At 66.9% G+C, this 14,557-nt stretch carries 11 protein-coding genes; all 11 read left to right on the plus strand.

The window, feature by feature from the left end:
* Positions 1 to 637: 637 nt before the first annotated feature.
* The 11 genes from ngcE to dxs all read left to right on the plus strand — a co-directional run bounded on the left by ngcE (position 638) and on the right by dxs (position 14,428).
* Entirely contained in the window at positions 638 to 2,071 is a 1,434-nt protein-coding gene (gene ngcE, locus E2651_RS13865; RefSeq protein ID WP_135331405.1) for an N-acetylglucosamine/diacetylchitobiose ABC transporter substrate-binding protein, read from the plus strand.
* Between the two features lie 62 nt (positions 2,072 to 2,133).
* Complete coding sequence (locus E2651_RS13870; protein ID WP_135331406.1) at positions 2,134 to 3,189, plus strand: sugar ABC transporter permease; 1,056 nt, start codon at positions 2,134 to 2,136, stop codon at positions 3,187 to 3,189.
* Positions 3,190 to 3,209: 20 nt separating this feature from the next.
* Positions 3,210 to 4,106: a carbohydrate ABC transporter permease gene (locus E2651_RS13875; RefSeq protein WP_135331407.1), complete on the plus strand. Its 897-nt coding sequence runs from the start codon at positions 3,210 to 3,212 to the stop codon at positions 4,104 to 4,106.
* A 148-nt stretch (positions 4,107 to 4,254) separates the two neighbouring features.
* Complete coding sequence (locus E2651_RS13880; protein ID WP_209446143.1) at positions 4,255 to 5,517, plus strand: extracellular solute-binding protein; 1,263 nt, start codon at positions 4,255 to 4,257, stop codon at positions 5,515 to 5,517.
* 51 nt (positions 5,518 to 5,568) lie between these two features.
* The gene (locus tag E2651_RS13885; protein ID WP_209446144.1) at positions 5,569 to 6,516 is read left to right on the plus strand and encodes a sugar ABC transporter permease; all 948 of its coding nucleotides are present in this window, start codon (positions 5,569 to 5,571) and stop codon (positions 6,514 to 6,516) included.
* The gene (locus E2651_RS13890) at positions 6,516 to 7,394 is read left to right on the plus strand and encodes a carbohydrate ABC transporter permease (RefSeq protein ID WP_135331408.1); all 879 of its coding nucleotides are present in this window, start codon (positions 6,516 to 6,518) and stop codon (positions 7,392 to 7,394) included. Before E2651_RS13885 ends, E2651_RS13890 begins: the two co-directional genes overlap by 1 nt.
* A gap of 209 nt (positions 7,395 to 7,603) precedes the next feature.
* The gene (locus tag E2651_RS13895) at positions 7,604 to 8,803 is read left to right on the plus strand and encodes an ROK family transcriptional regulator (protein ID WP_135331409.1); all 1,200 of its coding nucleotides are present in this window, start codon (positions 7,604 to 7,606) and stop codon (positions 8,801 to 8,803) included.
* A gap of 120 nt (positions 8,804 to 8,923) precedes the next feature.
* Positions 8,924 to 10,039 carry a sugar ABC transporter substrate-binding protein gene (locus tag E2651_RS13900; RefSeq protein ID WP_135331410.1) on the plus strand — a complete coding sequence of 372 codons (1,116 nt, stop codon included), beginning with the start codon at positions 8,924 to 8,926 and terminating at the stop codon, positions 10,037 to 10,039.
* A gap of 188 nt (positions 10,040 to 10,227) precedes the next feature.
* Positions 10,228 to 11,016 (plus strand): ATP-binding cassette domain-containing protein, encoded by a 789-nt coding sequence (locus E2651_RS13905; protein ID WP_135331411.1) that lies wholly within the window; start codon positions 10,228 to 10,230, stop codon positions 11,014 to 11,016.
* A complete protein-coding gene (locus E2651_RS13910) occupies positions 11,013 to 12,302 on the plus strand; it encodes a sugar ABC transporter permease (protein WP_135331412.1) in 1,290 nt (429 codons plus the stop codon). Before E2651_RS13905 ends, E2651_RS13910 begins: the two co-directional genes overlap by 4 nt.
* Positions 12,303 to 12,493: 191 nt before the next feature.
* Complete coding sequence (gene dxs / locus E2651_RS13915) at positions 12,494 to 14,428, plus strand: 1-deoxy-D-xylulose-5-phosphate synthase (RefSeq protein ID WP_135331413.1); 1,935 nt, start codon at positions 12,494 to 12,496, stop codon at positions 14,426 to 14,428.
* Positions 14,429 to 14,557: the final 129 nt, after the last annotated feature.

Genomic DNA, 14,557 nt, shown 5'->3' on the forward strand with positions numbered 1-14,557 from the left:
CAGACGATCCGGTCCGCACCCGCTTGACGAGACAGGGACTCATCCCCGGACGGGTCGCGCACCCCTCCCACCCCGGCACGCTGAAACGGACTAGTCCGCACCCGGCGCTCAAGCCGGATGACCCAACCCCGCATCCCCGTGAGCCCCGTTTCGTGGCCGCCCGGTCATCACGCTTCTCGCGGTGGAGGGCTGGGTGTCAAGGGTGGAGCGCAGCGGAATCGGCGAAGCCGACGCGCAGCGCAGCGGAGCGCCCTTTACTCCCAGCCCGGAACCGCCACTCTCAGGCCAACCGGGCGGCCCCGGCGCCAATCAAGCACCGGCCCAGCAAAGCCCCCCGCACCCCCGAACCGGCATGCCCCAATTTGCTCATGCCGTGAACGAACCGCCCCACGTCTCCGCGAGGTCTCAACTCGGGAAAGACTGCTGGCCCAACCTGTTTTCGATCTTGCTCTGCCGCCGAAGAGTGGACTATACCTATCGGCACCCTGAGTGGCGGGTGCGAGCCCTTGCCATGGAGTTGTCGCACGTTCAGTACCACCCAAGCTTCAACTGACCCGCGGTGTCGGGCCCTTCGCCCCCAGTGAGCCGGCGGGGTCCCGCGCACCGCCTGAGTCCTGGAGAAGGCGAGGACTTGAGCATGGGATCCACCAGCTTCAACCGTCGTGACGTGATGAAGAAGGCGGCAGTCACCGGACTTCTCGCGGTGCCCGCCGTCGGCGCCCTGAGCTCCTGCGCCAGCGGTGGCGGAGACGAGAACAAGGCGGAGAAGGGCAAGAAGTCCAAGAAGAACCCGCTCGGCGTGAAGGAAGACGCCGCGCTTGGGGTCTATATCTTCAACGGTGGATACGGCGACAAGTACGCCCAATTCGTCACCGACATGTACAAGAAGCGGTACCCGAAGTCCGACGCGGGACAGAAGGCCACCACCAAGATTGCCACCCAGCTGCAGCCGAAGATCGTCCGCGGCAAGCCGACCGCCGACGTGGTCAACAACTCCGGCGCCGACCAGATGAACATCGGCAAGCTGGTGCACAACAAGCAGGTCGCCGACCTCGGCGAGCTGCTCGACTCCCCTTCGTGGGACGACCCGAACGTCACGGTCCGCGAGACCATCGTGCCGGTGGTCGAGCAGATGGGCACCTTCGGCGGCAAGGAGTGTTACCAGCTCAACATCGCCTCGACGGTGTACGGCAACTGGTACTCCAAGAAGCTGCTCGAGGAAGGGCTCGACTCCGAGTATCCGAAGACCTGGGACGAGATGCTCGCGGTCTGCAAGAAGGCCAAGGGCAAGGGCATCCACGGCTGGAGCTACCCCGGCGGCCACCCCCGCTACATGTTCTTCAGCATGTATGCCATGTTCGCGCAGCGCGGTGGGCGCGACGTCATCGACGCCATGGACTATCTGGAGCCGGGTGCCTGGAAGCACGACGCCGTCAAGGACGTCTTCGAGGCCTGGGAAGAGCTCGTATCCAAGAAGTACGTGCTGACCGGCTTCGACGGCACCGAGGCGCACACGGAGATGCAGACCGCCTGGACCAAGGAGGGCAAGTGTCTCTTCGTACCCAATGGTTCGTGGGTGGAGAACGAGGCCAAGGACACCACGCCCAAGGACTTCCAGATGACGGTCGGCGCGACCCCGTCCCTGGACTCGGGCGACAAGATGCCGTTCGGCACGCTCTACTCCCCGGCCGGTGAGCCGTTCATCGTCCCCTCCAAAGCCAAGAACGTGCAGGGCGGCATGGAGTGGCTGCGGATGATGTACAGCAAGGAGGCCGCCCTGAACCTGTTCAAGGAGGTCGGCTCGATCCCCGTGGTCAAGGGCGCCATCGACGGCGAGAAGCTGCCCTCCGGCACGGCGAGCGCGAAGGCGGCCATCGAGGCGGCCGGCGAGAACGTCGTCATCCCCAAGTTCTACGACTGGTACAACGAGCTGTTCCGCGAGGACTTCAACAACATGATCGCCAAGTTCATGCTGGGCCAGATCGGCACCAAGCAGGCGATGGACACCATGCAGAAGGCGTCCGACCGGATCATGAAGGACCCGGACATCAGCAAGATCAAGAAGGCCTGACGGGCACCTGAGAGGCACGGGACCGGGGACGCGGGCACGTGAGTGAGGCGGGGCGGAGGGGCATGACGACTGACACCAAGGTGGACGATCCCCCACCTTCGGAACCTTCGAAGGAGGAGGCGGTGAGCGGCCGGCCCAAGGCGCCGAACCCGCTGCTGTTCCTCCTCGCGGTGCTGCTGCCGCCCCGTTTCACTCCCGAGAGCGTGCGCTACGACCGGCGCTACCGGACGCTCGACAAGTACCGCTTCATCGTGGGCTTCCTGTCGCTGCCGCTCGCGTTCTACACCCTGTTCGTCATCTCGCCCTTCGTGCAGGCGATCTATTACTCCTTCACCGACTGGTCCGGCGGGCCGGTGGCGAACTTCATCGGCTTCGACAACTTCACGAAGATGTGGAACGACGAGCGCTTCTGGGACTCCCTGGAGGTCAGCGTCGTCCTCGCGGTCGTCGCCCCGCTGATCACCCTCGTGCTCGGCATGTTCTTCGCGTACATGATCACGTCGGGCGGCAGGCACCGTAAGGGCCAGGCCATCGCCGGTGTCGCGGGCTCGGCCTTCTACAAGGTCGTCTACTTCTTCCCGCAGGTCCTGTCCGTCGCCATCATCGCCGTGGTGTGGGGGCGCGTCTTCAACACCAACAGCGGCCTGATCAACGGCGGGCTCGACAAGGTCGGCATCGACGGCCCCGCCTGGCTCGGCGGCGACCGCTCGCTGGCCCTCATCGCGGTGCTCGCCGTGCTGTCCTGGAGCTTCGTCGGCTTCTACGTGGTGCTGTTCTCCGCCGCGATGGGCGCGATCCCCAGGGACATCTACGAGGCCGCGCTGCTCGACGGCGCGGGACGGGGGCGCACCTTCTTCAGCGTGACGCTGCCGCTGATCTGGGACACGGTGCGCACCGGCTGGATCTATATGGGCATCCAGGCGCTCGACTCGTTCGCGATCGTCCTGGTGATGGTGCCCGAGCACGTCCTGAAGGTCACTCCGGTCTTCCTCTACGAACGGTTCCGTGACGGTCAGTACGGCTATGCCACCTCCATCGGCGTCGTCCTCCTCGTCCTCAGCATGGCGTTCTCGCTGATCGTCATGAGGATCGGAAATCGCGACCGGATCGAATACTGAGACCGCGGGAGCCCTGCATCATGACCAAGACCACCCAAGCGCCCCGCGACGAGACCGCCGACGCGCCCCGCCGCGAGGCGGGCCAGGCGGGCGGCGCCACGCTGAACGTCTTCTCCCACGCCTTCCTGGCCCTGTGGGTGATCCTCGCGGCAGGCCCCCTCGTCTGGGTCGCCCTCACCGCGCTGCGCCCCTCGGTCGAGATCCTCAGCGACCCCATGGGCTGGCCGACTTCACTGCACTGGGAGAACTTCAGCCACGCGTGGACGAAGGCCAGCATCGGCCAGTACGCCCTCAACTCGCTGATCATCCTTGCGGGTTCACTGACCGGCACCATGCTGCTCGGGTCGATGGCGGCGTATGTCATCGCCCGCTTCACCTTCCCGGGCAACCGGTTCATCTTCCTGCTCTTCGCGGGCGGCATGATGTTCCCCGTCATCCTCGCCCTCGTACCGCTCTTCGCGGTCATGGAGAACTTCGGCCTCCTGGACACCCGGCCCGGCCTGATGATCGCCTACATCGCGTACTCGCTGCCGTTCACCGTCTTCTTCCTCACCTCCTTCTTCCGTACGTTGCCCACGGGCGTCCAGGAGGCGGCGATGGTCGACGGGGCCTCGCACACGCGGACGTTCTTCCAGATCATGCTGCCGATGGCCAAGCCCGGCCTGGTCAGCATCGGCATCTTCAACTTCCTCGGCCAGTGGAACCAGTACCTGCTTCCGCTGCTGCTCAACAACGAGGAGGAGAGCCGCTATGTGCTGCCGCAGGGACTCGCCGCGCTCGCGGTGAACCAGGGCTACCGGGGCGACTGGGGAGCGCTCTTCGCGGGCCTGACGATCGCCATGCTTCCGGTGCTCGTCGTGTACGCCGTCTTCCAGCGGCAGGTGCAGGCGGGCCTCACCGCGGGCGCTCTCAAGTGACGTGGACAGCGGGTGATTTCAGCTTGGCCACGAAAGTGGTCTAGGCCTGTCGCGCCAATTCCGGCCGTGAGTAATGTCGGCGCCACGGCGCTGCGGGGGGTCCTTTGCCCGCGTTCAAGTCGACACCGATGTCGAAGGGTTGAACAGCATGAGGAAACGAGTAATCGCCACCGGTGCGGCAACGCTCGCGATGGCACTGGGACTTACGGCCTGCGGCGGTGACAGCGACAGCGGCGACAGCAAGACCATCAAGCTCGTCGCCGCCGACTACGGCGACAAGGCCTCCAACGCCTCCAAGATCTATTGGAACGGCGTCAAGAAGGAGTTCGAGAAGGCCAACAAGGGCTACAAGGTCGACGTCCAGGTCATCAACTGGAACGAGATTGACAAGCAGGTCAAGAACATGATCCAGGCGGGCGACCAGCCCGACCTGCTGCAGACCGGCGGCTACGCCGACAAGGTCTCCGACGACCTGCTCTACAAGGCCGACGAGGTCCTCTCTCCCAAGACCAAGGAGAACCTCATACCGACCTTCGCCAAGGCCGGTGAGGTCGACGGCACCCAGTACGGCATCCCGTGGGTCTCCTCGAGCCGCGTGATGTTCTACAACAAGGCCGTCCTGAAGAAGGCCGGCGTGAAGACGCCGCCCAAGACCTGGGACGAACTCGCCGCCGCCGCAAAGAAGATCAAGGACTCCAAGGCCGCCGAGACCCCCTACGCCCTGCCGCTCGGCCCCGAGGAGACCCAGGGCGAGACGATGATGTGGGAGCTCGGCAACGGCGGCGGCTACACCGACTCGAGCGGCAAGTACACGCTCGACAGCGCCAACAACGTCGAGACCTTCGAGTGGCTCCAGAAGAACCTGGTCAAGCCCGGCCTCACGTACTCCAACCCGGCCTCCACGGACCGCAAGACGGCCTTCGCCGACTTCGCGGCGGGCAAGGTCGGCATGCTCAACGGCCACCCGAGCCTGATCCAGATGGCCAAGGACGGCAAGGTCGACTACGGCGTCGCCCCCATCCCCGGCAAGACGGGCCCGCTCGACAGCACGCTGGGCGTGGCCGACTGGATGATGGCGTTCAAGGACGGCGGCGCGGAGAAGGAAGGCGTGAAGAAGTTCCTGGACTTCACGTACTCCAAGAAGATGCTGGCCTTCGACGAGATGTACAACCTCATGCCGGTCACCCAGGACACCCTCAAGGAGATGCAGGGCAACGGCAAGCACAAGGACCTGGAGCCGTTCTTCGAGGTGCTTCCGAACGCCAAGTTCTACCCGCTGGGCGACACCTCGTGGGACGTCATCTCCGCGGAGATGAAGAAGACCGGCGGCAAGGCGGCATCCGACGACCCGAAGTCGGTCCTCGGTGATCTGCAGAAGAAGGCGGAGGCGGCGGCAGCCGAGGCCAAGTAGCAGGCAGCAGGCCCTCGTTCGCCCAGTTCACTCCGTACGCAAGGAGTCCTTGTGTCACTGAAGGCCCCTCCGCCCCCGGCCGGCACCGGCCGGGGACGGGGCGGGCGCGCACCCAGGCCGGTCAGCCGCCGCAGCGGCATCGCCAGGCTCGGCCCGCTGCCCTGGATAGCGCCCGTCATCCTGCTGATCCTCGCCGTGGTCGTCTGGCCGGTCGTCGAGCTGATCCGCACCTCGTTCCTCAATGTCTCCATCGCCGGTGTCGTGCGCGGCAGCGCGGGAACCGACAAGTTCAAGAAGCTCTTCGAGGAGAGCGACTTCGGCTCGGTGCTGCTCTGGACGACCATCTGGACGGTCGTCGTGGTGAGCGTCACGATGCTGCTCTCGCTCGCCCTGGCCCAGCTGTTCAACCAGAAGTTCCCCGGCCGCCGCATCACACGCTGGGCGCTCATCGCCCCCTGGGCGGCATCCGTCCTGATGACCGCCATCGGCTTCAAGTGGATGCTCAACCAGACCGCGGGCGTTCTCAACACCCTGATGCTCGACCTCGGTCTCATCGACAAGTCCAAGGACTGGCTGGGCTCTTCGGAGACCGCCTGGCCGTGGATGATGGCCGTCGCCGTCTTCGTCTCGCTGCCCTTCACCACGTACACCCTGCTCGCCGGACTGCAGACCGTCCCGCAGGACGTCTACGAGGCGTCGCGGATCGACGGGGCCGGCGGCTGGCAGACGTACCGGCACATCACGCTGCCGATGCTGCGGCCCGCGTTCCTCGTCGGCGTGGTCATCAACCTCATCAACGTCTTCAACTCCTTCCCGATCATCTGGGCCATGACGCAGGGCGGTCCGGGCTACGACACCTCCACGTCGATGGTGTTCATGTACAAGCTGAAGGAGACCGACATCGGTGAGTCCGCAGCGATGTCGGTGGTCAACTTCGCGATGGTCGTGGTGCTCGTGCTGATCTTCCTGAAGGTCAGCCGGTGGAACGAGGAGGACTGATGGCCACCGCGACGGCGACCCGCCCCGGGTCGCAGAAGCAGAAGTCCCCGAAGCCCAAGCGCACCTTCCGGCCGCGCACGCTCGTCATCACCGTCGTCGCCTGGGCGCTCGCGGCGCTCTTCCTGGCGCCGTACCTGGAGATGGTGATCACGGCGCTGCGGCCCAAGAGCGAGCTGCGGGACCGGACGTATCTGCCCCAGGACTTCGAGTGGGCGAACTTCATCGACGTATGGAAGGAGTCCGAGCTCGGCCAGAACCTGCAGGTCACCCTGCTGGTCGCGGGCGGGGCGACGCTCCTGGTCCTGCTGGTCTCGCTGCCGGCCGCGTACTACACGGCCCGCATGCGCTACCGCGGACGCAAGGCCTTCCTGCTGCTCGTCCTGGTCACGCAGATGTTCCAGCCGACCGCCCTGCTCGTCGGTCTCTACCGCGAGTTCCACCAGCTGGACATGCTCAATTCGGTCTGGACGCTGATCATCACCAACGCGGCGTTCAACCTCGCCTTCGCGGTGTGGATCCTGACCGCCTACATCAGCTCGATCCCGCCGGAGCTTGAGGAGGCCGCCATGGTGGACGGCACCAGCCGCTTCGGTGCCATGGTGAAGGTGACGCTGCCGCTCGCGCTGCCCGGTGTGGTGACCGCGGTGATCTTCACCTTCATCACCTCCTGGAACGAGTTCGTGATGGGGCTCACGCTCACCACGGAGCCCGACAAGCAGCCGCTGACCGTCGGCATCAACAATTTCATCGGTGCCTACACCGTGGAGTGGAACTACCTCTTCGCGGCGTCCGTGGTGGCGATCGTGCCGGTCATCGTGCTGTTCGCCTTCATCGAGCGGCATGTCGTCTCGGGTCTCACGGCGGGCTCGGTCAAGTAACGGATCGGCCCCGGCAGGCCGGGTCTGAGTGGTTTGGGGTGTATCCCTACCGCTTGGACCCGGCCTGTCCGGCTGTCGGGCGGGGCGGATTTCCGTCAAGGACTTGACTGCGCTAACCCCTTCAGCAGAGCTTGGAGTTCACAACTTGTACGGGCGGCGACGATGCTGCTAACTCATTTACGTCATACGGAATAAGGGTGGCTGAGTCAATGGAGACTCCGGGGTCGCAGTCCTCGCTGCACCGGGCCAATCTCGAGCGGGTCGTACGCGCCGTACGGCTCGCCGGTTCGCTCACTCAGGCCGAGATCGCCAGGACGACCGGCCTGTCGGCGGCCACGGTCTCCAACATCGTCCGGGAGCTCAAGGACGGTGGAACGGTCGAGGTCACGCCCACCTCGGCAGGGGGCCGCAGGGCCCGCAGCGTCTCGCTCAGCGGCGACGCGGGCATCGTCATCGGCGTGGACTTCGGCCACACCCACCTGCGCGTGGCCGTGGGCAACCTCGCCCACCAGGTGCTCGCCGAGGAGTCCGAGCCGCTGGACGTGGACGCGTCCGCCGCGCAGGGCTTCGACCGGGCCGAGCAGCTGGTCAGCAGGCTGCTCGCGGCGACCGGCGTGGACCGCGCGAAGATCGCGGGCGTCGGGCTCGGCGTGCCGGGTCCGATCGACGTGGAGTCCGGGACGCTCGGCTCGACGTCGATCCTGCCGGGCTGGACGGGCACCAAGCCCGCCGAGGAGCTCGGGGGCCGCCTCGGGGTTCCCGTGCACGTCGACAACGACGCCAACCTCGGAGCGCTCGGCGAGCTGGTCTGGGGGAGCGGCCGCGGGGTCAAGGACCTCGCGTACATCAAGGTCGCGAGCGGTGTCGGCGCCGGCCTGGTGATCGACGGCCGGATCTACCGCGGCCCGGGCGGCACGGCGGGCGAGATCGGGCACATCACCCTGGACGAGTCGGGCCCGGTCTGCCGCTGCGGCAACCGCGGCTGCCTGGAGACCTTCACCGCCGCCCGCTATGTCCTGCCCCTGCTCCAGTCCAGCCACGGCACGGATCTGACCATGGAGCGCGTGGTCGCCCTCGCGCGTGACGGCGACCCGGGCTGCCGACGGGTGATCGCCGACGTCGGGCGGCACATCGGCAGCGGTGTGGCGAATCTCTGCAATCTCCTGAACCCCAGCCGGGTCGTCCTCGGCGGCGATCTCGCGGAGGCCGGTGAGCTGGTCCTCGGGCCCATCAGGGAGTCCGTGGGGCGGTACGCGATCCCCAGTGCGGCACGCCAACTCTCCGTGCTTCCGGGGGCACTTGGCGGCCGGGCCGAGGTGCTCGGGGCGCTGGCCCTCGCACTCAGCGAAATGGGCGATTCGACCCTTTTGGACGGATCGCTCCCCGCGTCGGCACCTGCCTTCACTTAGATAACGCATGGCACCGTTGTCATCTCGTTAAGGATTTACTCCTTGACGCTGGTGTGGCGGCCGAGTTGACTTCGAGCCACCTCGGCCGCAACGACGCGGCCACGTCAGGGAGGTTCCCGAATGAACACACGTATGCGTCGTGCCGCCGTTGCCGTTGCCGCCACCACGATGGCCGTCACCCTTGCCGCCTGTGGCAGCGCCAAGGAGTCCGGCGGTGACAAGGATGAAGACTCGGGCGCGAAGAAGGGCGACGCGCTGAACATAGGTCTGCTCCTGCCGGAGAACCAGACCGCGCGTTACGAGAAGTTCGACAAGCCGCTGATCGAGAAGCACGTCAAGGAGCTGACCGACGGCAAGGGCAAGATCACCTACGCGAACGCCAAGCAGGACGCGACCGTACAGAACCAGCAGGCCGACACCATGATCACCAACAAGGTGGACGTGCTGATCGTGGACGCCGTGGACTCCAAGGCGATCGCCGGTTCGGTCAAGAAGGCCAAGGACGCGGGCATCCCCGTCGTGGCGTACGACCGTCTTGCCGAGGGCCCCATCGACGCGTACACCTCGTTCGACAACGAAGAGGTCGGCCACGTCCAGGGCAAGGCCCTTCTCGAGGCCCTCGGCGACAAGGCCAAGGACGGTGAGATCGTGATGATGAACGGCGCGATCACCGACCCGAACGCCAAGCTCTTCAAGAAGGGCGCCGAGGCCGAGCTCAAGGGCAAGGTCAAGATCGGCAAGTCGTACGACACCAAGGAGTGGAAGCCGGAGAACGCCAACGCCAACATGGAGGGCGCGATCTCGGCGATCGGCAAGGACAAGATCGTCGGCGTCTACTCCGCGAACGACGGCATGGCGGGCGGCATCATCACCGCCCTCAAGGCCGCGGGCCTCTCCAAGCTTCCGCCGGTCACCGGCCAGGACGCCGAACTCGCCGGTGTGCAGCGCATCGTCGCGGGCGAGCAGTTCATGAGCGTCTACAAGTCCTACCCGCAGGAAGCCGAGATCGCCGCGAAGATGGCCGTCGCGCTCGGCAAGGGCGAGAAGCTCGACTCGATCGCCAAGACGAAGGTCGACAGCCCCACCACCAAGGGCGTCCCCACCGTGCTCGTCCCGGTCGTCTCGCTGACCGACAAGAACATCAAGGAGACCGTCATCAAGGACGGTATCTACGCGCTCGACGAGATCTGCACGGCCAAGTACAAGGCCGACTGCGGCAAGGTCGGCCTGAAGTAAGTCCCCTTTTCCTCACGGGACTTCACCACCATTGAGGCCTGTCCGGTGTCCCGCTCCAACAGCCCCGCAGCTATGGCGGGGCGCCGGACAGAAACACCCTCTGGTCTTCGCGTTCTTCGCTCTGCTCGTACTTCTCGTACGTCTCGTTCTCTTCTGTTCAACCTCCCGCCGGTCAGGCGGCGAAGGAGATGGTTCACGTGTCCGCTACGCCCGTGTTGGCGTTGCGCGGGGTCTCCAAGCGATTCGGTGCCGTCCAGGCGCTCACCGATGTAGAGCTTGAGGTCCGTGCCGGTGAGGTGGTCGCCCTGGTCGGCGACAACGGCGCAGGAAAGTCCACGCTGGTCAAGACGATCGCCGGCGTGCATCCCATCGATGACGGTGTCATCGAGTGGGAGGGCAAGAGCGTCTCGATCAACAAGCCGCACGACGCCCAGAACCTGGGCATCGCGACCGTCTACCAGGACCTCGCGCTGTGCGACAACATCGACGTCGTAGGCAATCTCTACCTCGGCCGTGAGCTGCGCAGGCGCGGCGTGCTCAACGAGGTCGAGATGGAGCGCCGCGCCCGCGAGCTGCTCACCACGCTCTCGATCCGCATCCCCAGCGTCCGCATCCCGATCGCCTCGCTCTCCGGCGGTCAGCGCCAGACCGTGGCGATCGCCCGCTCGATGCTCGGTGAGCCCCAGCTCGTCATCCTCGACGAGCCCACCGCCGCACTCGGCGTCGAGCAGACCGCACAGGTCCTCGACCTGGTGGAGCGGCTGCGCGAGCGTGGCCACGCGGTCATCCTCATCAGCCACAACATGGCGGACGTCAAGGCCGTCGCCGACAAGGTGGCGGTGCTCCGGCTCGGCCGGAACAACGGAGTCTTCGACGTGAAGGCCACCTCGCAGGAAGAGATCATCTCCGCCATCACGGGAGCCACGGACAATGCCGTGACCCGTCGCGCGGCGCGCAACGTGGAGGTCCAGAAGTGAGCATCGAGAAGACCTCCACGCCCGGCGACGCACCCGTCGACGCCCCGGCGGCCGCGGCCGACGCCGTCACCGCCGTAGACCCCCGCCTGCTCGTCCGCGAGCAGGGCTTCGCCGGCTACATCACCGAGTTCAAGCGGAAGATGCGCGCCGGTGACCTGGGCTCCATCCCGGTCGTCGTGGGCCTCATCATCATCTGGGCGATCTTCGCCTCGATGAACTCGCGCTTCATGACCGCGGAGAACCTCAGCAACATCTCCGTCGCCATGGTCGGCACCGGCATGATCGCCGTCGGCATCGTCTTCGTGCTGCTGCTCGGCGAGATCGACCTGTCGGTCGGCTCGGTCAGCGGTGTCGCGGGCGCCGTCGCCGCCGTCCTCGCCGTCACGCACGGCACCCCGGAGTGGCTCGCCCTGATCGTCGCCATCCTCACCGGTACGGTGATCGGCACCATCCACGGCTTCTTCTTCGCGCGCATCGGCGCCCCGGCGTTCGCCGTCACCCTGGCAGGCCTGCTGTTCTGGCAGGGCTTCATGCTCCAGATCCTGGGCGACAACGGCACCATCAACCTGGACTCCGAAGGCCTGATCGCCAAGCTGACCTCGTACTACTTCACGGACGTCGCCGCGGCCTACGGCCTCGCGATCGTCGCGGTCGTGGCGTTCTTCCTCTCCTCCTTCCTGGACAGCCGCCGCCGCGAGGCGGCCGGTGTCCCGTCCAGGCCGCTGAGCGAGATCGTCGTGCGCACGGTGGTCCTGGCCGTCGTGGCCTTCGCCGCCGCGATCATGTTCAACCAGTACAAGGGCCTTCCGCTGGCCCTGGTGATCTTCCTGGTGGTCCTGGTCGGCACCGACTTCGTGCTGCGCCGCACCGGCTACGGCCGCAAGGTCTTCGCCCTCGGCGGCAGCGTCGAGGCATCCCGCCGAGCCGGTATCAACGTCACGCTGATCCGTACGTCGGTCTACGCGATCGCCGGTACGTTCGCGGCGGCGGGCGGGCTCTTCATGGCCTCCAAGATCGCCGCGGCCAACCAGGGCGCCGGCACCGGTGACCTCCTGATGAACGCCATCGCGGCGGCCGTCATCGGCGGCACCAGCCTCTTCGGCGGCCGCGGCCGCACCTGGAACGCCCTCCTGGGCGTCATGGTGATCACGTCCATCCAGTACGGCCTCGCGCTCGAAGGCATCGCGACGCCGGTCCAGTACATGATCACCGGTGGCGTACTGCTCGCCACGGTCGTCATCGACTCCGTCACCCGCAAGACCCAGAAGACGGCAGGCCGCGCCTGACCTGCCGGAACCTCCAGCGGGGGCTGCCCGGTACCGCAATGGCGCGGTGCCGGGCAGCTCTCTGTCCACCGCCGATCGAGTGAACGCGGAACTCCCGGCCCGGCCGCCGCCTTCAACTGCGGAACATTAGACTCAACGGGCCCGGCGACATCGGGCCAACGCTCGAACAGCTCTACTGCAAGGAGGCACGGGTGCCGCTGCTGACCCGCATCAGGGGACCGCGCGATCTGGACCGGCTCAGCCAGGAGGAGCTGATCCAGCTGGCCGACGAGATCCGCACCTTCCTCGTCGACGCAGTCTCCAAGACAGGCGGCCACCTCGGCCCCAACCTCGGCGTGGTCGAGCTCACGATCGCCATGCACCGCGTCTTCGAGTCACCCCAGGACAAGATCCTCTTCGACACCGGCCACCAGAGCTACGTACACAAGCTGCTCACCGGCCGCCAGGACTTCTCCAAGCTGAAGATGAAGGGCGGCCTGTCCGGCTACCCCTCGCAGGCCGAGTCCGACCACGACGTGATCGAGAACTCCCACGCCTCCACGGTCCTCGGCTGGGCGGACGGCCTCGCCAAGGCCAATGAGCTGCGCAAGAAGGACGACCACGTCGTCGCCGTCATCGGCGACGGCGCGCTGACCGGCGGCATGGCCTGGGAAGCCCTCAACAACATCGCGGCCGCCAAGGACCGCCCCCTGGTGATCGTCGTCAACGACAACGAGCGCTCGTACGCCCCGACCATCGGCGGCCTCGCGAACCACCTGGCGACCCTGCGCACCACGGACGGCTACGAGCGTTTCCTGGCCCGCGGCAGGGACCTCCTGGAGCGCACCCCGGTCGTCGGCAAGCCCCTCTACGAGACGCTGCACGGCGCGAAGAAGGGCCTGAAGGACTTCATCGCCCCGCAGGGCATGTTCGAGGACCTCGGCCTGAAGTACGTCGGCCCGATCGACGGCCACGACATCGAGGCCCTGGAGTCCGCCCTGGCGCGCGCCAAGCGCTTCGGCGGCCCGGTCATCGTGCACTGCATCACCGAGAAGGGCCGCGGCTACAAACCCGCCCTCGAGGACGAGGCCGACCACTTCCACTCCGTCGGCAAGATCCACCCCGACACCGGCCTGCCGATCGCGTCCTCCGGCGTCGACTGGACCTCCGTGTTCGGCGAGGAGATGGTCAAGCTCGGCCACGAGCGCGAGGACATCGTCGCGATCACCGCGGCCATGCTCCAGCCGGTCGGCCTCGACAAGTTCTCCAAGGCCTTCCCGGAGCGGGTCTACGACGTCGGCATCGCCGAGCAGCACGGCGCCGTCAGCGCCGCGGGCCTGGCCACCGGCGGCCTGCACCCCGTCTTCGCCGTGTACGCGACCTTCCTCAACCGCGCCTTCGACCAGCTCCTGATGGACGTGGCCCTGCACAAGTGCGGCGTCACGTTCGTCCTGGACCGGGCCGGCATCACCGGCACCGACGGCGCCTCGCACAACGGCATGTGGGACATGTCGATCCTGCAGTGCGTGCCGACCCTGCGCATCGCCGCCCCACGCGACGCCGACCAGGTCCGTCTGCAGCTGCGCGAGGCCGTCGAGGTCGAGGACGCCCCGACCGTGGTGCGCTTCTCCAAGGGCGCGGTCGGCCCGGCCGTCAAGGCCGTCGGCAAGGTCGGCGGCATGGACGTCCTGCGGAAGGCGGCCACCCACCGCCCGGACGTGCTGCTCGTCTCCGTCGGCGCGCTCGCGCCGATGTGCCTGGAGATCGCCGACCTCCTGAACAAGCAGGGCATCACCACGACGGTCGTCGACCCCCGCTGGGTCAAGCCCGTCGACGAGGCGCTCGCCCCGCTCGCCGAGCAGCACCGCGTCGTGGTCACCGTCGAGGACAACTCCCGTGCGGGCGGCGTCGGTTCGGCGATCGCCCAGGCCCTGCGCGACGCGGGCGTCGACGTGCCGCTGCGCGACTTCGGCATCCCGCCGCGCTTCCTGGACCACGCGTCCCGCAAGGAGGTCATGGCCGAGATCGGCCTGACCGCCCCGGACATCGCCCGCCAGGTGACGGGTCTGGTCGCCAAGCTGGACGGCCGCTTCGAGCGGGCGGCGGCCGTGGACTCGGTGGACGCGGTGGAGCCCGCGCGCGACTGACGTCAACCACGCGGTTCTCCGGGCCGGTCCCACCACCCTGTACGGGTGGTGGGACCGGCCCATTCGCGTGAATCCCCCCGTGCCGGAGCTTGCGGACCACCCCCCGTCTCGATCATGTCGAGGACGACA

It is taken from the genome of Streptomyces sp. MZ04 (genome assembly GCF_004684775.1).
Classification (GTDB): Bacteria; Actinomycetota; Actinomycetes; order Streptomycetales; family Streptomycetaceae; genus Streptomyces.

Excerpts from the sequence above, each read along its gene's own strand:
- E2651_RS13870 (WP_135331406.1), top strand. The coding sequence starts at position 2,134 with ATGACGACTGACACCAAGGTGGACGATCCCCCACCTTCGGAACCTTCG.
- E2651_RS13890 (WP_135331408.1), top strand. The coding sequence starts at position 6,516 with ATGGCCACCGCGACGGCGACCCGCCCCGGGTCGCAGAAGCAGAAGTCC.
- E2651_RS13880 (WP_209446143.1), top strand. The coding sequence starts at position 4,255 with ATGAGGAAACGAGTAATCGCCACCGGTGCGGCAACGCTCGCGATGGCA.
- E2651_RS13875 (WP_135331407.1), top strand. The coding sequence starts at position 3,210 with ATGACCAAGACCACCCAAGCGCCCCGCGACGAGACCGCCGACGCGCCC.
- E2651_RS13900 (WP_135331410.1), top strand. The coding sequence starts at position 8,924 with ATGAACACACGTATGCGTCGTGCCGCCGTTGCCGTTGCCGCCACCACG.
- ngcE (WP_135331405.1), top strand. The coding sequence starts at position 638 with ATGGGATCCACCAGCTTCAACCGTCGTGACGTGATGAAGAAGGCGGCA.
- E2651_RS13895 (WP_135331409.1), top strand. The coding sequence starts at position 7,604 with ATGGAGACTCCGGGGTCGCAGTCCTCGCTGCACCGGGCCAATCTCGAG.
- E2651_RS13905 (WP_135331411.1), top strand. The coding sequence starts at position 10,228 with ATGGTTCACGTGTCCGCTACGCCCGTGTTGGCGTTGCGCGGGGTCTCC.